Raw genomic sequence first — 20,411 nt, 5'->3', positions numbered from 1 at the left:
TCACAAACACCGTCAACACCCTATTTCATATTTCTTTCACTCTCGCAGAAAATAAATCACTCAAACGCCAGAGAGCCGCCGGATCTCTGCTTACGCACTCTATATTAAAGAAGCGCAGCGCGAATTTAAGACAGACCTTACCTCATGGCCCTACCCTTCACACTCTCTTATAAAGAATGAAGAGCCCTCCACTCACTCACGGTTGCTCAATGGCAGCGCCTGAGCCTTACTCTTAAAACTTCTGCGACTCTTTCCATGCTCCTTACTGCGCATTAGTCTTGGTCTCGGCTATTGCAAATTTTCGCTCAAAATTCTCATGGCCCCACCAAGGACAACAAGAAATATTTCCTAAAATTTCACGACAACAACCTTCGCCATCACCCTCAAAACGCAACACACAACATCAAAATCTTAAAATTAAATGAAAAACTAATTAAAATAGTGATTTCATCTTATTTTTGAATGGTAATTATATAGAATAAAATTATGTTAATTAAATTATTATTTTATGTTTTTTGTTGTTGTTTAATCAATACCACCCATTGCATGATAGCGTTTTGAAAGCACGCCATAATACTCCATAGAAACCTTCTTCTTGACGTGAAGTTTGTGACCAACAAGTCCCCTGTCACACACACTCATCAGAGCAAGGCTTCCGCTTTACATGACGCATTTTCAACCTGTGACACTTTTGTAAATCTACAAAAAGACTATATACGCCACACGTCCGGCCTCTCAGCAGGCCTACTCACCGTGCCTTTTGGCGCTTAACCTAATTGTTAAATTTCTTCGAATGGCTCGCTGATGAACGTTATGAACTCTGCTTCTTCACCCCTTAACGAAGAGACCTTGCAGCCGGTTCCAACAAATTCCGGTCAGCCACGACGTTATGGTGATTTTCCTACTTTCCCTACTGCGCTGGATTATGCCGCCCAGGGTGAGGCCGGTTTTAATATCTATTCAGGCAAAGGCGTTCTGCTTGAAGCCCTGCCTTATAAAAAACTGCGTGAACAAGCTATTGAAACGGGTCTGCGCTTTTTAGGCATGGGCCTGCAACCGGGCGACCGGGTTGCTATCGTTGCTGAAAGCGACGGCGACTTCGCGCGGATTTTCTTTGGTTGCCAGTATGCTGGCCTTGTGTCTGCCCCCCTCCCCTTACCCGTCGCTTTTGCTGGGAAGGAAGCCTATCTGGCCACATTACGCGGCATGATTACCAGTTCTGGCGCAAGCGCGGTCATTATCCCCCAGATCATAGAAGGGTGGACAAATGATATTGTCAGCGGCCTAGGGCTGGTTTTTGCAGGTTCCCCGGCAGAATTAATGGCCCGCCCGGTACCAAATATCGCTTTGCCGGATGTGGGGCCTGACGCTTTATCCTATCTTCAGTTCTCATCAGGCAGCACACGCTTCCCCATGGGGGTATGTGTCAGCCAGCGTTCTGGCATGGCGAACGTTGCCGCTATTGCTCATGACGGTTTACAGGTGACTGAAACAGGCGACCGCTGTGTTTCCTGGTTGCCGCTTTATCATGACATGGGCTTGGTAGGGTTCTTCCTGACGCCAATGACCTGTCAGTTGACAGTTGACTTGCTGCCCACGCGTGAATTTGCGCGCCGTCCCCACGTATGGCTTGACCTTATTAGCCGTAATAGGGGTACTTTGGCATACAGCCCGTCTTTCGGATACGAGCTTTGCGCTCGTCGTCCTGCCTCTGCTGAGTTGGATCTCTCAAGCTGGCGCATTGCCGGCATTGGTGGCGATATGATTCGCCCGCATATTCTTGAAGAATTTGCAGAGCGTTTTGAATCCGCTGGTTTTAGCAAAAATGCGTTCGAAGCCAGCTATGGCATGGCTGAAGCCACATTGGCGATTAGCTTCGCGCCCCTTAACAGCGGCATTCAAACTGATACGGTTGATCTGGCCGTGCTTGAAAGCAAGGGAGTTGCCATTGCCCCAACTTCTCCTGACGTTCCAAGCCGTACATTCGTGCTGTGTGGTAAGGTGCTGCCAGGACATGGCCTTGAAGTACGCAATTCTGAAGGTACTGTTTTAGGCGATCGTCAGGTTGGGACCATTTTTGTCTCCGGCCCAAGCTTGATGAATGGTTATTTCCGCCGCCCCGATGCAACGGAAGAAGTTCTTGATTCTCACGGTTGGCTGAATACAGGTGATCTTGGCTATATGCTCAATGGTCAGATTGTGGTGACAGGCCGCGCAAAGGATCTGATCATCATCAATGGCCGTAACATCTGGCCGCAAGATCTGGAATGGTCAGCTGAAACAGCCATTTCCTCCCTTCGCAGCCGAGACGTTGCTGTCTTCTCTCTTGAAAAAGATCAGCAGGAAGAGGTGGTGGCCCTTATTCAATGCCGCGCCACAGACCCTGATGCGCGTGAAAGCCTGCGGAGCGAAGCTGCAAGCCTATTCCGCCGCCTGCATGGTGTGGATGTGTCTGTTGTTTTGGTTCCGCCTCATGCGTTGCCACAAACATCTTCCGGCAAACTGACGCGTGCTAAAGCCCGCACGATGTTCCTGAGCGGTGCGTTTGCTCCACAACCTGAAGTTGAACCTGTGTGAGCGCTCCGTAGCAACAAGCCACAAACTGGCGCACTGTACTTTTTTAGGCCATAAAGCAGGCGCCAGCGGGATGGCTGCCTGCTTTTATTTGTATGCGCATAAAACGAAGAGAGACCGTACCATGAGCGACACCATAGAAAGCGTTTCCGCGCTGATTATTGAAAAGCTTCTTGCCAACCCTAAAGTGCCGCGTGACATTGATGGCAACTGCAAGATCATGGAAGATCTGGCTTTTGACTCTCTCGCCGTCATGAATTTTGTGATGGAAGTGGAAGACACGCTTGATGTCTCCGTGCCGCTCGACAAACTGGCTGATATCCGCACCATTAATGACCTTGCTGCCTGTATTGTTGACCTGAAAAACAAAGGCTGAGCCCGTATGACATCACTCTTTGCCAAATTTAACGGCACAGCCAGTGCTCTTGGTGCTCTGGTTCAGGCTGGCGGGCGCAACCCTTTTGGCGTGGTTATTGAAAAACCACTCTCTTCCACCGTTGGGTTGATTGAGGGGCGCGAAACGCTTCTGTTCGGTACAAACAACTATCTGGGCCTCAGCCAGTCTGCGCGAGCCATTAAAGCCGCACAGGACGCCGTGGCCCATTATGGCGTTGGCACGACCGGGTCTCGTATTGCTAACGGGACGCAGTCCTTACACCGTAAGCTTGAAACGCAGATAGCGGCTTACTTCAAGCGCCGGGATGCCATGGTATTTTCAACCGGATATCAGGCTAATCTGGGCATGATATCCACGCTGGTTGGCAAAGACGATTACCTCATTCTTGATGCTGACAGTCACGCCAGTATTTACGATGGCAGCCGTCTCAGCCCTGCACAGGTTATTCGTTTTCGTCATAACGATGCCGATGACCTGCACAAGCGCCTAAAACGCCTTGACGGGACACCCGGGGCTAAACTGGTGGTTGTGGAAGGTATTTACTCCATGACCGGCAATGTTGCTCCTATTGCCGAGATGGCACAGGTCAAGCGGGAAACCGGCTCTTACCTGCTGGTAGATGAAGCACACTCATTCGGCGTTATGGGCGAGAGAGGTCTTGGCGTAGCAGAAGCTGCTGGCGTTGAGGCTGATGTGGACTTCGTTGTGGGTACGTTCTCCAAAAGTCTGGGAACGGTTGGCGGCTATTGCGTATCCGACCATCCGGAACTGGAATTTGTACGCCTGAACTGCCGTCCGTACATGTTCACTGCCTCACTGCCGCCAGAAGTCATTGCCGCCACCATGGCTGCTTTGGAAGACATGGAGGCTCATCCTGAACTCCGTACGCAGTTAATGGACAATGCGGCCCGCCTTCATGCTGGTTTTCACCGCATTGGCTTGAACGCCAGCCGCCAGGTAAGCCCGGTTATTGCTGTGACCCTGGAGGAAATGGGACAGGCAATTGTTATGTGGAACCGTTTGCTGGAGTTGGGGGTTTACGTTAACCTCAGCGTACCGCCTGCCACACCGGACCACAGGCCACTGCTGCGCTGCTCCGTTATGGCAACGCACACACCAGCGCAAATTGATCAGGCAATAGATATTTTCCGTCAGGCTGGCCTTGATGCTGGCGTACTGAACGCGTCTGTTGCTTAACTAACTGCTTTTCTGAAACGCTCCCTTGCGCCAAAGCTTCCACAGAATTGGAGGCCCGGCGATAAGGGGGTGTTTTTCAGCAAAGGGCGTCAACGGCACAGAAATACCGCTATGCCGTTCAATTTTCCATGCTGCGTATCGCGGCCCTCCGGCAAACGTGAAGGCGGCTTTTACAAGGCGGGCTATGTTCAGCGGTTTGCCTATTTTCTTTCTCCACAACCAGTCTGCATTAGACTTCTCACGCTCCTGCGCAGAGAGCATGGGGCTAAGTAGGCCTGCTTCCTCAATAAATCTTACCCCGGCAATGATCCAACAGGGTACGAGCAACGCTGCATATCTTTCAGGATAGGCCGCGACAATACTGGCGCCCCGACCTGCTTTTTCCACACGTAATTCTGTCTGGTAAGTCCGTTGATACAAGGCATTCCAGAACTCTTCTGCCTGCCCTTTTTCCGGCCCAAAACAGGCAGCCCACCGCGCGCCTGTAATCACCGCACGCATAACACTTCGGGTTAAGGCTACCTCTGCCTTCTCATTTGCGAACCAGACCAAACGTACTGGTTGGGAGAAACGTGCCCATACCGTTGTATCCCATGGTGTAAAGCCCGTTAGCTTGCGGAACTGCGCTAGTGTGAGAATGGCTACTTTTGCACGCAGGGTTTTACCGCCGCTTTCTATTTCGTAATACTCGACATTGGGGGGAAGAAGGGCGTTCCCTATCCGTGCCGCGAGGGAACGTGGCCAATCTGATTGTTTGTCAAGAATGACATAAAAATCCAGCAACGTATCAGACTGTATGCCGCCACGTAGGCCGGAACCATAAAACAATATGCCTAAAGGCCGACCTTTGTCTTTCAGTTCAGAGACAAACTCTCTTACTTCCGGCGCAACTGGTGTCTGAAGTTCTGCTGCAACATGGTGTGTGAGCTGTTTAACAGCAGAAAGCAGCTGAGATGCGCCGGACATGCCTAACCCCTTCAGGCTTGAAGAAAGGAAACGACCGGACCGGCTGTGATGTCGAGACAATGCTCAGGTCCGGTTTCCAGCACTTCACCATCCAGCACAAAGGACTGAGCACTCCGGAGCCGGATACGTTCTACTGAGCCACTTTGGTAGCTACTGCTTTGCTGCATCCATGCTGGTGCCTTGCCGCGCATCAAGTTCCATGTCGCTTTTGTCAGATGTTCTGGCCTTGCAGCAACATCAAGATAGCTGATTCCTTTATCCGGCTGGCCGGGGGCCCGCCAAAAGGGCCAGATTTTGTGAGTCAGACGGTGCAAACCGGTGCAGAGAAAAAGAAAGTGGTTTTTTATATCACCGGGCTGACCATCCAAGCCCAGTGCAGCCATGGTTCCGTTCAGCCATTCCTGCCTTAAACTGGGCGAAAGAATTTGACGTGCGGTAATAGCTAACGTTGCCAGCACTGCGGCATCATGCGCGTAAGTGTTCATGACGTTTGGGCCATGTGCGATCTCTATAGCCCGCGTAAAGGCTCCAGCACCGCCAAAAAAACCAAGTTCCGGCGCACGTGTCTGGCCGGGCCATGAAATAACAAGCGGCTGACGCCGCTGTATTTTTGTTGCCAGTTGTGCAGACCCTGCGCGTGCTGCCCGCAGATGTTCCAGTGCTTTGATGCCCCGCAGGCCAAACCCAACGTCTGCTGCGATCAGATTGGTATTGCCTGACGGCAGAACAGCGATCGTCGGTAATTTATGATTAGGGTAGGAAGATGCGTAGAGTACGCTTAGCACCCTGCCTACTGTACCATCCCCACCATCAATCACCAGACAATCCACATTCTGATGGGCTAGTTCTTCTATGGTTTCACGCAGAGCATCTGCTGTTTCAGGCGCATGAAAGAGCGGGCCGAGCATTGCTTGGGCTGCTTTAAGGTAATGACGATCCGCCTTGAGATTGCGTCGGCTACGGGGATTGTGAATTAAGGCGAAACGATCTGTCACTCAGACACTCTTTAAGCAGAATAAAAATACCGGTAGCTTTTGCCCCGGTTGATGCCGGTGGTATAGTTCGTGTTGGTTCGCTTGTCACATGCTGTCCCAGGCAGACCACTCTGCATACGGAGACTTTTATTTTTGTCCGCTGTCAAAATTGCCCATCTTTCTGATTTGCATTTACCGTTAGCTGGGCTGCCTTGCTTAAAGGAAATCCGGTTTAAGCGGCTGCTTTCGCTCCTTTCGTGGCAATTACGACGCAAACATATCCATTTACCACAAACACTTAGCTACATTATGCAGGACATACGCGCTCATATGCCTGATATGGTAGCTATGACCGGGGACCTGACTAATCTGGGCCTCCTATCAGAATTTCAAGCTGCACAAACATGGCTCAAGGAACAAGACCTACCGCCTACGTTGCTTGTTCCTGGCAATCATGACGCCCTGATTCGCGAACCAACTTATTCCTGCAAAAGTACCCTATGGGCTCCATGGCTGCGTAATACAGGCCATACACCGTCCGTCCTGCGGCACGGACCTGTCATGCTCATCGGTCTAAACAGCGCCATCCCCACAGCACCCTTTCTGGCGTCCGGCTGTGTTGCAGCAAAAAGCGTTGAAGCACTGCGTCCGCTTTTGCGTCAGGCAGCCGAGGAAGGGTTATGTCGTGTCGTGCTTCTACACCACCCTCCGGTGGCTGGCCTTGTATCGCGCCGGAAAGGGTTGCGCCAGCGCAAGGCCTTACAGCGCCTGTTCCAGCAGGAAGGTGCCGAGCTCGTCCTGCATGGTCATTCCCATCGCGGTAGCCTAAGCTTTATTCCTCAGACACATATTCCGGTGCTGGGCACGCCATCAGCCTCCCATTGTGCACAGACATCAGCACGTTCGGCTGGCTGGAACGACATTTCCATACAGGCCTGCGCAACAGAGTGGCATATTACCATTCAACGCCGCGCTTTGGGCCTGGATATGAAAATGCATGATGGCCCGATATATCGTTTTGCCCCCCATCGCCTTTCCCAGCCAACCCGGCTATGAAACCATCCATGCAGCCCGAGCCTTTTCTGCGCAGGGTTCTGTCGTTCTTCACGCCCAGAACGCTGGACCGTTACCTGATAGCGCAGGTTCTCCCTCCTTTTCTGGTCGCCCTTTGTGTTGTGATGTCGGCTTTGCTGCTGGAACGGCTTCTTGTGCTGTTCAATATGCTGGCGGCTGGTAACAATCATCTTTTCACATTTATCGGGCTGTTGCTGACCCTGCTGCCGCATTACCTTGGCTTGGCCATTCCAGCCGCGCTTTGCGTGAGTGTGTTCACAGTAGTGCGGCGAATGAGCCAGAATGAGGAAATTGATGCCATTAACAGTAGCGGGCAGTCCTTACTGAGGGTGGCGCGGCCGTTTGTACTGATGGGTGGGTTACTCGGTCTGCTCTCATTCTTTTTATACGGCTTTATTCAGCCACACGCCCGCTACGACTTCCGTGAGGCCTTGTACACCGCCAGCCACACAGGCTGGGCACCGCGATTGCAGTCCCGTATGTTTGCCCGCCCCTCAGCCAATATCACGCTGCTGGCAGACCATGTGGACCACGCTGGCTCTCGCCTGAAGGACGTGTTTATCCGTGACACGTCTGATAACCGCGAACGTGTCATTACAGCCGCATCGGGCCAGATCAGAATTGCCAGTGATAGCTCTGCTGTAGAAATCGATCTGCAAAATGGCACTATCGTCACCGATACAGGTATCGGTGTGCCAACATTGACCAGGTTTGAGCATGCCACTCGTCTTCTGACAGAAGCTTCCCATATCTCCCCTTTCCGGGCACGCGGGGACGATGAACGCGAATTGACTTCCAAAGAACTGGTCGGGCGTCTGGTTGACCATAACGTTGCTATTTCCCGGCCCCATATGCGCTCGGAAGTGCATTTCCGACTGGCCCGCAGCCTGACCATTCCGTTTATTCCTGTTCTGGCCGTAGCATTGGCCATAATGCGCAAGCGCCAGCAGGGAAACGCTGGGTTAGTAATTGCCTTCCTGGCTCTGGTTGGGTTCGACCACGTGCTTCAGTTCGGACATAGTATGGTTGCGACTAAAAACACTTCCGTCATGGCCATTTGGTTGCCTGCTTTTGCTTTTATAAGCCTCTGCTCGGCATTGCTCTTTTACAAGTCTGGGGCTTTTCAGGCCATGCTTGCGCAGCGCCTTGCCGCACGTCGTAAAACTGCGCATGGGAATATTTCCCCATGAGCAAAACCGCCAAGCCCCCTCGTTTTGTCTTGCTGCGCTATCTTTCTGGTGCACTGCTGAGCCGTGTTTTATTATGTGGCGCGGTCTTGGTCGGGCTGCTGGAAATTCTGGCACTGCTAGAACAGACTACCCCTATTTTACAACGCCATCTGGGTCTGCACGGTATTTTAACCTATGCAGGCATGCGGCTGCCTTTCTTGCTGGCTGGGGCCTTGCCGCTCAGCCTGCTGATTGGTGCCTTGGTGATGCTGACACAAATGACACTGGGGAGTGAAACAGCCATTCTTCAGGCATCAGGGCTGTCCATCACCCGTCTTTATAAACATCTTATACCGGCCACGTTGTTAATTGGTGCCATAGGGGTCGTGCTGGATGATCAGGTAACACCACGCTCGGAGCAGGCACTTGCTGCATGGTGGAACCGCACAGACCCCACCCCTGAAAACGGACATTCCTTCTGGTTTCACGAAGGGCAGGATGTAACACACGTCACATATGTTGCTGATGGTGGGAATATGCTGTCCGGCCTAGATATCTACTCACGCGACAGGAACGGTTTGTTACAAGATGTGATTCACGCGGCCAGAGCTGATTATACGCATGCCAACGGATGGGTGCTGCATGACCTGAAGCGGGTTCAGATCAAAGAAAATTCTGCTGACCGCCTACCGCAGGAAGAGCAGAGAGTGTGGCATACCTCCTTGCATCCATGGGATTTTATCCGCCTGTCTGCTGAAAACCCACCATTATCTTCCGGTACAATATTGGGGATGCTGCGCGGCCGCCTGCCGTCTGATTCAAGCCCTGGCTTCCTTCAGGCCGGGCTGCTGGAACGCTTTTTAAGGCCTGCATCCCTTTTGGTTCTACTGTTAATTGCCATGCCGGTGATCTATATCCCTCCACGCACGGGTACCCGAAGCTGGGCTCCTGTGTGGTGCCTGGGTGCGGGTCTGCTTTTTATCATTGTGCAAGGAATGCTGCGCGCAATGGGAAATGCCGGCCTTTTACCGCCGCCTGTTGCGACAATACCCGGCCTACTAATTTTTACTTTGGGCGCCGTGACAGTGCTTTTGAGGAATGAAGCAAAATGAGTGGAACGCTGAATAACGCGAACCTGAAAACCGGCCGCAGTTTTGATCTGGGCAAAATGAACCTCAGACAACTGTGGATTGCGTACCTGACTTACCCAACCATTTTACTTTACTTTGCACTGGTTGTGGCAAGTGTGGTGGCTGCCACGCATTTCTTTGCCGGGTGGAGCGCTACTCTGGTTTCCGTGGTTGCTGTTATTCTGGTGTATCCTCTCGCATGGTATCTGCTGCACCGTTATGTGCTGCACGGTCGTCTGCTTTATAAAATGAAATGGACCTCCGGTTTATGGAAGCGCATTCATTTTGATCACCATCAGGACCCACACCTGCTGGACGTACTGTTTGGCTCTCCCGCCACAACACTGCCGACCATAGCTGTCATCACCCTACCAATCGGCTACCTCATCGGTGGGTGGGGAGCCGCTGCAACTGCGTTTGGTACAGGTGTGACCATCACCTGCATTTATGAGTTCTTTCACTGCATTCAGCATCTGAACTACAAACCCCGTGCGGCTTGGATCCAGCGCATGAAGGCCCGTCACGTCCTCCATCATTTCCACGACGAAGACGGTAATTTCGGCATTACCAGCTTTCTGGTCGACCGGATATTTGGCAGCTACTATCTGGATGCAAAAGCCCGTCCCCGTAGCCCAACCGTCTTTAATCTTGGGTATGATATAAAAGAAGCAAAGACGTATCCTTGGGTCATGGATCTTACTGGCTCCCCTCCGCGGGACCGGCCTGACGGTGCCCGCACTTCTACCAGCAAAACCCCGGAAGCAGCACGGCACGCAGCATGAGCTACTCCGCTGATGCACTGACTGTTCTTGTTCTGGCTGGCACTCGTCCCGGCGTGCCAGACCCCATGGCTCAGGCAGCCGGTGTCTCGCACAAGGCTATTCTACCTGTCGCGGGTGTTCCCATGATCACCCGTGTGCTTGAGACGTTACAAAACACCCCTGCCGTAGGCCGGATTATCGTGTGTATCGATGCTCCAGCAGTACTTGATGGTCTGGTGCCGCCAGCAGTTACTGTTGTGCCATCTCGTCCTGAGGGGCCAAGCGCCAGTGTCTTGGCAGCGTTGACACAGTTTGGCACACCTTTACTGGTGACAACGGCAGATAATGCGCTCCTGAGACCCGAGTGGATTATGGAGTTTTTGAACGCGAGCCCACCTCAGGCAGATGTCACCGTTGCCGTTGCGCCTGAAGCCGTGGTGTTACGAGACGTTCCCGTTACAAAACGCACCTTTATTCGTTTGTCTGATCTGGCTTTTTCTGGTTGCAACCTGTTTTTATTCCGCACCCCAGTCGCTCTCAATGTTGCTCGCCTGTGGTTGCGCGTTGAAAAAAACCGTAAGCATCCCCTACGCATTGCGTGGCTACTTGGTCCTTTTGTCTTACTGAAGGCTGTTATGAAAAAACTCAGCCGAAACGCGCTCTGCACCCGTATAGAAAAGTTGACGGGCGCAAAAGCAGCACTTGTCTGTCTGTCCGACGGCAGAGCCGCTGTGGATATTGATAAACTAGCCGATCTGGAACTGACAGAACGCCTTCTGGGCGCGGAGTAGTCCTCAGTCTGGCAAAAGGCTGGCAGCGGCGTCCGGTACTTCTGCCATGCTTGCGGCCTGTGCTTGCGCCTGTGTAGCCAAAGCGGGGTCACCATATCCCCAAGCTGCAAATAGCGCGGGGCACCCTGCACCTTTTGCCGCAGCCAAGTCTGGCACCATATCCCCAATCATGACAGTACAAGCGGGGCTTCCTCCTGCTTTTTCAATTGTGCCCAACAAATGCACGGGATCAGGCTTACGCGCTGAAAAACTGTCTCCGCCCCCAACACAAGCAAACAGGGACAGTAAATCAAATTTTTCAAGAATAGCCAAAGCTGCAACTTCCGGTTTGTTCGTGCAGACAGCCAAGATCCAGCCCTGATCCTTTAGAGTATGCAAAGCCTGGTTCGTACCCGGAAACAGGCGTGAAAGTCGCGTTGCCCGTGGCGTGTAAAGGGCCATGAACGCCTGACATGCCTGTGCGTGATCAATTTTTGCAAGGCGCTCAGCAACATCCACACCCTTGCCATTGGCCGATTGCAGCAGGCGCTCCACAAGAAGAGGAACGCCATTACCAATCATGCGCCGCACTTCGGCATCTGACACGCTGGGCAAGCCATATTGCGCCATCAGGGCACGGCCGGACTCTGCCAGATCAGGCAGAGAGTCCAGCAGGGTACCATCCATATCAAACACAGCGAGTTTCTGCTTCATCACCACTTGGCCCTTTTGGTAAATTCCTGAAAAACTTTATGATATCAACTCAGCTCTATTCTTATAGCACGAGGTTTGACACGGGCTGGAGGTTGGCTTACCGCAGTCTGGACATGACAGACACATTCCCATCCCGTCCTGCCACTGCGGTTCTATTGGCCGCCGGGCTGGGCACACGCATGAAATCCTCCCGCCCAAAAGCCATGCAACGGCTTGCTGGCCGCCCTATGCTGGCACATCTGATTGCCAATGCGGCTGAGATATTTGACCGCCTTGTGGTGGTAGTCGGGCCTGAGATGGCTGATGTTGCTGAATTGGCGGCCCCCTACCCTGTCGTCATTCAGCACGACCGCTTGGGCACGGCTCATGCGGCACTTCAAGCCGAAGCCTATTTTGGCGATGGCGATGTGGCTGTCCTTTATGCTGATAACCCCCTTATCTCTGCTGAAACGCTCAATAACCTACTGACAGAGCGGCGGCAGCCAGAAGTAGAATTGGCTCTACTGGCCATGCGCCCGTCTGAGCCGGGCCGCTATGGCCGCGTTATGACATCCGGCGTAAATGTGCAGCGAATCGTAGAATGGGCAGACGCAACTCCAGACGAGCGCGCTATAGACCTCTGCAATGCAGGGGTTTTATGTGCTGATGCTGCCACCTTCCGGCGCTGGTTACAGGCTGTGAAAAATGACAACAGCAAGGGCGAGTTCTATCTGACGGATGTGGTGGACATGGCCGTTGCGGAAGGACTGACCGTCCGCGCCGTAGAAGCGGCAGAAGATGAATTACGCGGCATTAACTCCCGCGTTGAGCTGGCTCAGGCTGAGGCCGCCCTGCAACAGCGTTTACGTACCCAAGCCATGCTGAACGGTGTGACACTAGTGGCACCTGAGACTGTTTTCCTATGTGCTGACACCGTACTTGAGGCCGATGTGCTGGTAGAACCGCATGTGGTGTTTGGCCCCGGCGTTACCGTACAGAGTGGCGCAGAAATTAGGGCCTTCAGCCACCTTGAAAACTGCACTGTGGGTGAGGCCGCCATCATAGGCCCTTACGCACGCCTCCGAACGGGATCTGCCATTGGTGCCAACGCCCATATTGGCAACTTTGTTGAGATCAAGAACACAACCGTTGGAGAAGGCGCCAAAGCCAACCATCTGACCTATCTGGGCGATGCCTCCATTGGAGCACGCACCAACGTAGGCGCTGGTACCATTACCTGTAATTATGACGGCTACTTCAAACATCACACCGCCATTGGTGACAACGTGTTTGTGGGTTCCAACGCCATTCTGGTAGCGCCCGTGAGCATAGGCACAAACGCCATGATTGCCGCAGGCAGTACCGTTACCAAAGACGTTCCGGCGGATGCTCTGGCATTTGGCCGTTCTCGTCAGGTCAACAAACATGAATTGGGCCGCCATTTCAAGGAAACGCTTAAAGCCCGAAAGGATAAAAGCTGATGTGTGGAATTTGCGGCGTTGTTGGTCTGCGCCATGCAACACCTATTGTTTTTGAAGGCTTAAGGCGGCTTGAATATCGCGGTTATGACTCCGCCGGTATTGCAACGTTGGTGGATGGTCGTGTCGAACGCCGCCGCGCTGCTGGCAAACTGAACAATCTAGGTGTGATGCTTGACGAAAACCCACTACCGGGCACCACCGGCATTGGCCATACGCGTTGGGCAACACACGGGGCCCCTACCACCTGCAATGCACACCCCCATGGCACAGAACGCGTTGCCATTGTCCATAATGGCATTGTTGAAAACTTCGAGGCCCTCCGGCATGAGCTGGAAGCCGCCGGACAGGTTTTTGAAACCGAAACCGATAGTGAAACCATAGCGCAACTGGTTGACTACTATCTGGTTCAGGGCATGGCACCAAAAGACGCAGCCCTGAAAGCGCTACGGCGGCTTGAGGGTGCATATGCCATTGCCATGATTTTTGCTGGCCATGAAGGCCTGATGATTGGCGCTTGCCATAGTGCCCCGTTAGCCGTTGGCTATGGCGATGGTGAGATGTTTCTTGGCTCCGACTCTCTTGCTTTGGCTCCCCTGACACGCCGCATCACCTATATGGAAGATGGGGATTGCGTGGTGATTACGCCTGCTGGTGCCGAGTTCATGACCTTTGAGGGCACACCAGTTCATCGCAAAGAGCAGGTTACGGCTCTGGCGGCTGGCGCAATCGGCAAAGATGGCTACCGCCACTACATGGAGAAAGAGCTCCATGAACATCCTCTGGTTATTGGGCAGACCCTCCAACGGATGGTGGACCCTGCAACCCGCAAGATTGTTCTGCCGGACATGCCGTTCGATCTGGCAACCGTACCGCGTGCTGTTATTACTGCCTGTGGGTCGGCCTTCTATGCTGGCATGGTGGGACGTTACTGGCTGGAAGCCATAGCACATCTGCCAGTGGATATTGATGTGGCCAGTGAACTCCGCTACCGCAATCCACCCCTGACTGCTGGCTCTCTTGGGCTTCTTATTTCGCAGTCTGGTGAAACGGCAGATACACTGGCCGCCCTGCGTACCTTGCGCCAGAATGCGGCCCATGTCCTGTCAGTGCTGAATGTTGAGCACAGCACGATGGCCCGTGAAAGCGACATGGTACTGGGTACCGTGGCGGGGCCAGAAATTTCCGTTGCCTCCACCAAGGCCTTTACGGCCCAGTTGACTGTTCTGGCCTGCCTGAGCATTGCAACAGCCCGCGCCCGTGGTGTGCTTGACGAACAAGGCGAGGACGATCTGGTTTCTGCCCTGCTCGACCTGCCCAGCCGGGCCGGAGATGTCTTTACCCAAGGTGACGCCATTCGCCGCATGGCAGCTATTGTGGCTGAAGCGCGGGATGTTCTGTATCTGGGCCGTGGCAGCATGTTCCCTGTTGCCATGGAAGGTGCGTTGAAACTGAAGGAAATTTCCTACATTCACGCTGAAGCCTATGCGGCTGGTGAAATGAAGCATGGCCCAATTTCCCTGATTGACCGCACGGTGCCGATTGTGGCCAGCGTACCGTTCACGCCTCTGTTTGATAAAACACTCTCTAACCTGCAAGAGGCCAAAGCGCGCGGCGGCCGCCTGCTGGTGTTTACGGATACCAAGGGTGCTGAGCGTGTCTCCGCCATTGCGGAAGATATGGTCGTTCTGCCGCATGTGCATGAATTTGCAGCCCCGATCCTGCAGACAATTCCTGTGCAGATGCTGGCTTACGAAGTCGCTGTTCTCAAAGGCACCGATGTTGACCAGCCGCGTAATCTGGCCAAGTCGGTCACGGTAGAATAAGCAGTCAAATTTGAAAAAAGCCCGGTGGACCACAAAACGGTCTACCGGGCTTTTTTTATGTCGTCAGTCTCCTCAGCAGTTTTGATAAGACGGACGCAAAAACATTTTATTTCACGGGTATTGGTTTGGTACCCCATCCAGAAGAACGCTGATACGCCCCAGTTTGGGATGGTCCAGCTCAATCCGCACAGCAACCAGACCGGCAGCACCTATTTTCTCAAACCAAACACGACCCGGTTGTGGGTTATGCAGTTTGCTTTTGTCGCTTGTAAATTTGAAGCCTTTAATCTGCTGCCCAACAAAATTGCAGCGTAAGCCTGCCTCACCCCAGTCCAGCGGGCCACCGGAAGGTAGCTTCTGCTCGCCAACAGACTGGATGGACAGAGTAGTAAGCCGCAAGCCATCAAAAATTTTTTCCTGCCCCTGACAGCTATGGGTCAAACGTGCCTGATGCAATAACCCCATGAGCATAGCCAGCACGTCCATCGCCCCTTTTCGCTCTTCCTGCGTTACGGGCTCGCGGTCTGTTTCCGGCGGGTCAAGCAATGTTACTTCCGGTGTCTGATCCTTATACACAATACGGGCGTGACGCTGTTGGCGGCGGGACCATCCTTCGGTTTCAAAATGGTCCGGATCTACTTCTTGCCCCTCAAACCGGCCTTGAGCCTGCATGGAGAGGTCTGTTTTCATAAACAGCCCAAAGAGTGGTGTTGTCTTAACATGAGCAGCAATGCCGTATTGCTGGTCGCTCAGGCGATAGGAAGCCTGAATATCCATGACATGAAGGCTATGCACAAACACGCGGTAGCGTACCGCAGTCTGCGGGGAAGTGCTTTGACCGTAAGACTGGCTGGCCGGTATAACCGCTGTCATTACGGCTATGCCAAGAGCACAGGCAATACGCCGCACCGCGGAAGATTTAAGGCCCGGAAAGAACATGCTTCTCTCTATCATTCACTCAATGGTGTTATGAAATACTCTCGCTCTGTGAAGAGCTATCGGGACGATTCTGCGTCACCGGTTGAGGGTCTATAGCCCAGACGGGCTGAAACAGCCTGCGCAAGAGCCGTTGCTCTTTGGCCCAGTTCAGCCACGTCATATCGGCTTAACTCGGACTGAGGCAGACTGATTCCAACTCCCGCCACCATGCGCCCCGAATAGTCTTTAACGCCTGCGCCAAAACACCACAGCCCATCGTGAACTTGCTCATCATCCACTGCGTAGCCACGCTGGCGGATATCGGCAATTTCCCGCACCAGAGTTGTAACAGAGCGGATGCAGTTGGGGGTGAGTGGCTCAGGCCATGTTGAGGCCGGGTGTAAGGTCAGCCATTCCCGGAAAGATGTATCATCCATTTCGGCCAGCATGGCGTTGCCTGTCGCTGTAAATATTGCAGGCAAGCGCATGCCTACACGAAACGATGCACCCAGTACGGTGGCACTATTACGGCATGCAACATAAACCACCTCCATGCCTTCCAGCAGAGTAAGGGTGACCGTAAAGGCGTTCAGGTCTGAAAAACCGTCCAGAGCCTGATAAAATTCTGTCACCAGATCGCGCTTTTCCGTCACGCCGCCTACCCAGTCCAACAACCGCGTGCCCAGCCGATGGCCTTGGGTTGCTGTTTTCTCCAACAAGCCCAGTTCAACCATAACGGCGAGCAGGCCATGCACGGTGCTGCGGGGCAATTCCAGTTGTCTGGCTATGTCAGCTGCCAATGGCGGGCGCGATTCTGCCTTCACCATATCGAGCACGCGTACCGCACGGCGTAGTGCAGGAACGGAATCTGCTGGTTTGCTCATGTCGTTTCTTATTTTCCTTGTTGACAAGACAGGCCAATACCCTCATTATTCTAAATACGGGATCGAGTTCAATATAATGAACAATAACAATGAACCGATCTTTTAGCAACAATTCGGTGGAAGCCTGACAAGAACCCATAAAAGGGCAGCAGGCTTCCCCCCGATTGCCCCCTGCCCCTCGCTCAACCTCTTTTCTTACGGTATGCAGGGTCTACCCTTACGGGCCTGGTAACAAAAGAGGGCAATATATCCATGACAACAGCTTACGACTTCACCCTTCCCGGTCTTGAAGGTGGCACGCTGGATCTGAGCGCGTATCGCGGTCACCCTCTTCTTATTGTCAACACGGCATCAAAATGCGGTTTTACCCCTCAATATGAAGGGTTACAGTCCGTGTGGTCGCAATTCAAGAAAGCCGGAGTGATGGTCATTGGCGTGCCAAGCAATGACTTCGGGCAGCAGGAACCCGGTACATCCTCTGACATTGCCAGCTTTTGCCACCGCAATTACGGGGTAAGTTTTCCCATGGCAGCACGTTCCCCTGTGAAAGGGAGCAATGCCATACCCCTGTTCCAGTGGCTGAACACGGAATGCGGTTTCCTAGCCCGCCCACGATGGAATTTTTATAAGTATCTTATTAATAAGCACGGCAAACCTGTGGCCTGGTTTAGCAGCGTGACGCCTCCTACCTCCCCGCGTGTACGCGATGCCATCGAACGCGTGCTGCTCAACGGCTAGGAACGATGCCGCCATGCAGAAGAGAAAGTGTGTCATACTCGGATAGTGCTTAAATTTTTTGAGCCAAGAGAGCGGATATGGACTGTCCCAGCACAACTGCATGGCGTGTAGCGCAGCACCGAGCCAAACATCAGATTTTGGACCGTGGCACTATTTTTCCAGACCCACTCGCCTGCCCCATACTTGGTCTTGATGAACAAGACCCAGACCTGACACATGACCAACCAGGCGAAAAAAGTTTTCGATCCTTTTTAGCCATCAGAAGCAGAATAGCAGAAGATAAACTGGCTAACGCCGTCAAACGCGGCACCAAACAGGTGGTTATCCTTGGTGGCGGACTAGAGACGTTGGGCTTACGCGGGCCCTGTAGCCATAAAAATGTGACGTTTTTTGAAGTTGATTCTCCTGCCATGCATGTCTGGAAACAGAGACATCTTGCAAGCTTAGGCTTATGCGTTCCCTCTTCCCTCATTTTTGTATCAGTCGATTTTGAGACAGTTACTCTGATAAAAGACCTGATCACCGCAGGGATAAACACGACACAACCTGTATTTTTTTCGTGGCTGGGGGTGGTGCCCTATTTATCGCGTTCCAGCATAGAAAACACTTTACAGTCTGCGGCCATATTTCCGGATTCTGAAATTGTTTTTGACTATGGCGAGCCCATAGAAAATTACTCTGGGCATCACCGCGCCCTTATGGAAAAGCGCAGCAAGCTGGTTGAGTCTTTTGGGGAACCTTGGATAAGCCGATTCCAGCCTGAGGAGATGCACTCCCTCCTCCAAAATACTGGATTTGACGACATTCTTGATTTTGACAGAAACCGCATAGCATCATATTTTGGGTGGCCACCTGTCCATGCCACCCAAAAAGCCAGCCCTCACGTAGTGTGTGCACGGACGCACAACAATTAAGAACTGAGCTTTTCCCGTTGTTTTAACGCGAGACGATCAAGCCATCCTGCAACGTGATGACACGATCCATACGGGCAAGTAACTCCTCATTATGAGTTGCTACCAGCGCAGCCAGCCCCTTGCCACGTACGGCTGCCAGCAATTCGTCAAATACGCCATCGGCCGTACGGACGTCCAAGTTTCCTGTAGGCTCATCTGCCAGCAGCAAGGCGGGATTATTGGCAAACGCGCGGGCAATAGCCACACGCTGTTGCTCCCCACCAGACAGCTTGCCCGGCAAATGTTTAACGCGGTGGGATAAACCAAATAGACCAAGTAGGTCCTGAGCTTTAGTGCGCGCCTCTGCCTTATGCACACCAGCTATCATTTGCGGCAGCATCACATTTTCCTGCGCCGTAAATTCTGCCAGAAGATGATGAAACTGATACACAAAGCCTATCTGGTCACGCCGCAACGCTGTACGGCCTGCATCGGCCATGCCGTACGTATTCTGGCCGCAAATCTCCACCGTACCCTCATCTGGCGTATCGAGCAGACCAGCCAGATGTAGCAATGTGGATTTCCCGGTCCCAGAGGGGGCAACCAGAGCAACCAGTTCTCCCGCATGCAGGGTAAAATCTGCTCCTTGTAGAATGGGAAGCGACCCATCCTCCCCGCTTTGGTAGGTTTTTTTTACGCCTGAAAGGCGCAGAACCACATCACTCATGACGCAGAGCCTCCACTGGGTCCGTGCGGGCAGCACGCCAGGATGGATAAAGGGTTGCCAGAAGTGACAGCGTAAGCGCCATAGCAATAACTTCACCCACCTGCGTCCAAACCAGTTTGGCGGGCAGATGTGTCAGATAATACACTTCCGGATTAAACAGGTTGGTACCTGTAAGAGACTGAAGCACCTGACGAATACGCTCAATATTGAGACAAAAAACAACGCCCAGCAACGTGCCTGCAACTGTGCCCGTGACCCCTACGGATGCGCCGCACATCAGAAAAATACGCATAATGGCGCCACGGCTGGCACCAATGGTCCGCAGGACAGCTATGTCGCCTGTTTTGTCCTTCACCATCATGATGAGAGAGGAAATAACGTTAAAGGCTGCGACAAGGATAATAAGTGCAAGAATAAGGAACATGACGTTCTGCTCCACCTGCACCGCGCCAAACAGGGCATTATTGGCATTGGTCCAATCCAGCACCCGCAGGCCGGGATCTCCCACTGCGTTCACAATCCGCATGGTGACAGGGCGAATATTCTGGGCATCCTGCACCATGACCTGAATTTGGGTCACTTTATCAGGCATCTGGAAATAGACTTGGGCTGCATGCATGGGCAGAAAGACGTAACTTGCGTTGTAGTCATTCACGCCCGCATCAAAAATAGCAACGATATGATAGGCCCGCACACGCGGCACCGTACCAAATGCCGTTGCCGCGCCCTCCGGTGAGACCAGAGTGATGCGTGAGCCAATGCTTAACCCTGCGCGGGATGCCAGCGTGACGCCTACTGCAACGGCATCATCGCCCTGAAAATCATCCAGAGAGCCTGCAATCAGGGAAGAACTGACAGACTTAAGGTCCAGCAGCCCCTGCTTGGTCATGCCATGCACAACACCACCGGAATTGAACGACCCAGCGCTGAGCAGAACCTGACCTTCAACCAGAGGCGTAGCGCTTATGACACCCGGCACTTTTTTTACCCGGTCTGTCACCTCCTCATAGTGGGAGATGGTCCGGCCCGCGCCGTAAATGCTCAGGTCTCCATTCAAACCAAGGATGCGATCCATCAGGTCTGCCTGAAACCCGTTCATCACCGCCATGACGATGATGAGTGTGGCCACCCCGAGCGCAATCCCGACCAGCGAGAAAATAGCAATAACGGAAACAAAGCGCTCTCCGCGCCTTGCCCGCAAGTAGCGGCCTGCTATGGCGCGCTCAAAGGGGCCAAACATGT

19 protein-coding genes are annotated in these 20,411 nt (G+C 53.0%); 12 read left to right on the top strand and 7 right to left on the bottom strand.

Annotation, left to right across the window (positions count from 1 at the left end; genetic code table 11):
* Window positions 1-804 precede the first annotated feature (804 nt).
* The 3 genes from ACTIDN_RS06040 to spt all read left to right on the top strand — a co-directional run bounded on the left by ACTIDN_RS06040 (window position 805) and on the right by spt (window position 4,168).
* Window positions 805-2,577, top strand: coding sequence for a fatty acyl-AMP ligase (locus ACTIDN_RS06040; RefSeq protein WP_441376336.1), 1,773 nt, complete (start codon window positions 805-807; stop codon window positions 2,575-2,577).
* Between the two features lie 121 nt (window positions 2,578-2,698).
* Window positions 2,699-2,950, top strand: a complete 252-nt coding sequence (locus ACTIDN_RS06035) for an acyl carrier protein (protein ID WP_048838855.1) — start codon at window positions 2,699-2,701, stop codon at window positions 2,948-2,950.
* Window positions 2,951-2,956: 6 nt separating this feature from the next.
* On the top strand, window positions 2,957-4,168 hold the full coding sequence (spt, locus tag ACTIDN_RS06030) for a serine palmitoyltransferase (protein ID WP_415508120.1): 1,212 nt from the start codon (window positions 2,957-2,959) through the stop codon (window positions 4,166-4,168).
* On the opposite strand, the gene ACTIDN_RS06025 is transcribed toward spt, so the two are convergent.
* Both ACTIDN_RS06025 and ACTIDN_RS06020 read right to left on the bottom strand, forming a co-directional pair.
* Window positions 4,169-5,134, bottom strand: a complete 966-nt coding sequence (locus ACTIDN_RS06025) for a hypothetical protein (RefSeq protein WP_441376335.1) — start codon at window positions 5,132-5,134, stop codon at window positions 4,169-4,171. It abuts the gene before it with no gap.
* An 11-nt stretch (window positions 5,135-5,145) separates the two neighbouring features.
* On the bottom strand, window positions 5,146-6,129 hold the full coding sequence (locus tag ACTIDN_RS06020) for a diacylglycerol/lipid kinase family protein (RefSeq protein ID WP_415508122.1): 984 nt from the start codon (window positions 6,127-6,129) through the stop codon (window positions 5,146-5,148).
* 132 nt (window positions 6,130-6,261) lie between these two features.
* Between ACTIDN_RS06020 and ACTIDN_RS06015 the strand changes: the two genes are divergently transcribed.
* The 5 genes from ACTIDN_RS06015 to ACTIDN_RS05995 are packed head-to-tail and all read left to right on the top strand — an operon-like array spanning window position 6,262 to window position 11,033.
* The gene (locus ACTIDN_RS06015; protein ID WP_441376334.1) at window positions 6,262-7,164 is read left to right on the top strand and encodes a metallophosphoesterase family protein; all 903 of its coding nucleotides are present in this window, start codon (window positions 6,262-6,264) and stop codon (window positions 7,162-7,164) included.
* A gap of 8 nt (window positions 7,165-7,172) precedes the next feature.
* The gene (locus tag ACTIDN_RS06010; protein WP_441376333.1) at window positions 7,173-8,372 is read left to right on the top strand and encodes an LptF/LptG family permease; all 1,200 of its coding nucleotides are present in this window, start codon (window positions 7,173-7,175) and stop codon (window positions 8,370-8,372) included.
* Entirely contained in the window at window positions 8,369-9,463 is a 1,095-nt protein-coding gene (locus ACTIDN_RS06005; RefSeq protein ID WP_441376332.1) for an LptF/LptG family permease, read from the top strand. The genes ACTIDN_RS06010 and ACTIDN_RS06005 overlap by 4 nt, the downstream gene beginning before the upstream one ends.
* Window positions 9,460-10,263, top strand: coding sequence for a sterol desaturase family protein (locus ACTIDN_RS06000; RefSeq protein ID WP_415508126.1), 804 nt, complete (start codon window positions 9,460-9,462; stop codon window positions 10,261-10,263). The genes ACTIDN_RS06005 and ACTIDN_RS06000 overlap by 4 nt, the downstream gene beginning before the upstream one ends.
* A complete protein-coding gene (locus ACTIDN_RS05995) occupies window positions 10,260-11,033 on the top strand; it encodes a nucleotidyltransferase family protein (RefSeq protein WP_441376331.1) in 774 nt (257 codons plus the stop codon). The genes ACTIDN_RS06000 and ACTIDN_RS05995 overlap by 4 nt, the downstream gene beginning before the upstream one ends.
* Before the next feature lie 3 nt (window positions 11,034-11,036).
* Here ACTIDN_RS05995 and ACTIDN_RS05990 read toward each other — a convergent pair whose 3' ends face one another.
* Complete coding sequence (locus ACTIDN_RS05990) at window positions 11,037-11,726, bottom strand: HAD hydrolase-like protein (RefSeq protein WP_441376330.1); 690 nt, start codon at window positions 11,724-11,726, stop codon at window positions 11,037-11,039.
* 113 nt (window positions 11,727-11,839) lie between these two features.
* Here ACTIDN_RS05990 and glmU point away from each other — a divergent pair, with 113 nt between their 5' ends.
* Complete coding sequence (glmU, locus tag ACTIDN_RS05985) at window positions 11,840-13,186, top strand: bifunctional UDP-N-acetylglucosamine diphosphorylase/glucosamine-1-phosphate N-acetyltransferase GlmU (RefSeq protein WP_441376329.1); 1,347 nt, start codon at window positions 11,840-11,842, stop codon at window positions 13,184-13,186.
* A complete protein-coding gene (gene glmS, locus ACTIDN_RS05980) occupies window positions 13,186-15,009 on the top strand; it encodes a glutamine--fructose-6-phosphate transaminase (isomerizing) (protein WP_441376328.1) in 1,824 nt (607 codons plus the stop codon). The genes glmU and glmS overlap by 1 nt, the downstream gene beginning before the upstream one ends.
* A 111-nt stretch (window positions 15,010-15,120) precedes the next feature.
* Here the strand turns inward: glmS and ACTIDN_RS05975 are convergent, their stop codons facing one another.
* Both ACTIDN_RS05975 and ACTIDN_RS05970 read right to left on the bottom strand, forming a co-directional pair.
* Window positions 15,121-15,948, bottom strand: a complete 828-nt coding sequence (locus ACTIDN_RS05975) for a DUF3108 domain-containing protein (RefSeq protein ID WP_441376327.1) — start codon at window positions 15,946-15,948, stop codon at window positions 15,121-15,123.
* Between the two features lie 56 nt (window positions 15,949-16,004).
* Window positions 16,005-16,811, bottom strand: a complete 807-nt coding sequence (locus ACTIDN_RS05970) for an IclR family transcriptional regulator (protein WP_415508132.1) — start codon at window positions 16,809-16,811, stop codon at window positions 16,005-16,007.
* Window positions 16,812-17,063: 252 nt separating this feature from the next.
* On the opposite strand from ACTIDN_RS05970, the gene ACTIDN_RS05965 reads away from it, so the two are divergent.
* Window positions 17,064-17,549, top strand: a complete 486-nt coding sequence (locus ACTIDN_RS05965) for a glutathione peroxidase (protein ID WP_415508133.1) — start codon at window positions 17,064-17,066, stop codon at window positions 17,547-17,549.
* 77 nt (window positions 17,550-17,626) lie between these two features.
* Window positions 17,627-18,463: a class I SAM-dependent methyltransferase gene (locus tag ACTIDN_RS05960; protein WP_441376326.1), complete on the top strand. Its 837-nt coding sequence runs from the start codon at window positions 17,627-17,629 to the stop codon at window positions 18,461-18,463.
* Between the two features lie 22 nt (window positions 18,464-18,485).
* Here the strand turns inward: ACTIDN_RS05960 and ACTIDN_RS05955 are convergent, their stop codons facing one another.
* The gene (locus ACTIDN_RS05955) at window positions 18,486-19,169 is read right to left on the bottom strand and encodes an ABC transporter ATP-binding protein (protein WP_441376325.1); all 684 of its coding nucleotides are present in this window, start codon (window positions 19,167-19,169) and stop codon (window positions 18,486-18,488) included.
* Window positions 19,162-20,409 (bottom strand): lipoprotein-releasing ABC transporter permease subunit, encoded by a 1,248-nt coding sequence (locus ACTIDN_RS05950; protein WP_415508136.1) that lies wholly within the window; start codon window positions 20,407-20,409, stop codon window positions 19,162-19,164. Before ACTIDN_RS05950 ends, ACTIDN_RS05955 begins: the two co-directional genes overlap by 8 nt.
* Between the last annotated feature and the right edge of the window lie 2 nt (window positions 20,410-20,411).

Origin of the sequence: Acetobacter sp. (genome assembly GCF_052102375.1) — a bacterium.
GTDB lineage: Bacteria > Pseudomonadota > Alphaproteobacteria > Acetobacterales > Acetobacteraceae > Acetobacter.
The sequence above is the reverse complement of the archived record's forward strand: the minus strand, read 5'-3'. Positions and strand labels throughout refer to the sequence as shown.

Bases quoted from the DNA above. Each gene is read 5' to 3' on its own strand.
- ACTIDN_RS06040 (WP_441376336.1), top strand. From the start codon at position 805: ATGAACGTTATGAACTCTGCTTCTTCACCCCTTAACGAAGAGACCTTG.
- ACTIDN_RS05950 (WP_415508136.1), bottom strand. From the start codon at position 20,409: ATGTTTGGCCCCTTTGAGCGCGCCATAGCAGGCCGCTACTTGCGGGCA.
- spt (WP_415508120.1), top strand. From the start codon at position 2,957: ATGACATCACTCTTTGCCAAATTTAACGGCACAGCCAGTGCTCTTGGT.
- ACTIDN_RS05955 (WP_441376325.1), bottom strand. From the start codon at position 19,169: ATGAGTGATGTGGTTCTGCGCCTTTCAGGCGTAAAAAAAACCTACCAA.
- ACTIDN_RS06000 (WP_415508126.1), top strand. From the start codon at position 9,460: ATGAGTGGAACGCTGAATAACGCGAACCTGAAAACCGGCCGCAGTTTT.
- ACTIDN_RS05960 (WP_441376326.1), top strand. From the start codon at position 17,627: ATGGACTGTCCCAGCACAACTGCATGGCGTGTAGCGCAGCACCGAGCC.
- ACTIDN_RS06035 (WP_048838855.1), top strand. From the start codon at position 2,699: ATGAGCGACACCATAGAAAGCGTTTCCGCGCTGATTATTGAAAAGCTT.
- ACTIDN_RS05965 (WP_415508133.1), top strand. From the start codon at position 17,064: ATGACAACAGCTTACGACTTCACCCTTCCCGGTCTTGAAGGTGGCACG.
- ACTIDN_RS06005 (WP_441376332.1), top strand. From the start codon at position 8,369: ATGAGCAAAACCGCCAAGCCCCCTCGTTTTGTCTTGCTGCGCTATCTT.
- ACTIDN_RS05970 (WP_415508132.1), bottom strand. From the start codon at position 16,811: ATGAGCAAACCAGCAGATTCCGTTCCTGCACTACGCCGTGCGGTACGC.
- ACTIDN_RS06025 (WP_441376335.1), bottom strand. From the start codon at position 5,134: ATGTCCGGCGCATCTCAGCTGCTTTCTGCTGTTAAACAGCTCACACAC.
- ACTIDN_RS05975 (WP_441376327.1), bottom strand. From the start codon at position 15,948: ATGTTCTTTCCGGGCCTTAAATCTTCCGCGGTGCGGCGTATTGCCTGT.
- ACTIDN_RS05990 (WP_441376330.1), bottom strand. From the start codon at position 11,726: ATGAAGCAGAAACTCGCTGTGTTTGATATGGATGGTACCCTGCTGGAC.
- ACTIDN_RS06010 (WP_441376333.1), top strand. From the start codon at position 7,173: ATGCAGCCCGAGCCTTTTCTGCGCAGGGTTCTGTCGTTCTTCACGCCC.
- ACTIDN_RS05995 (WP_441376331.1), top strand. From the start codon at position 10,260: ATGAGCTACTCCGCTGATGCACTGACTGTTCTTGTTCTGGCTGGCACT.
- glmU (WP_441376329.1), top strand. From the start codon at position 11,840: ATGACAGACACATTCCCATCCCGTCCTGCCACTGCGGTTCTATTGGCC.
- glmS (WP_441376328.1), top strand. From the start codon at position 13,186: ATGTGTGGAATTTGCGGCGTTGTTGGTCTGCGCCATGCAACACCTATT.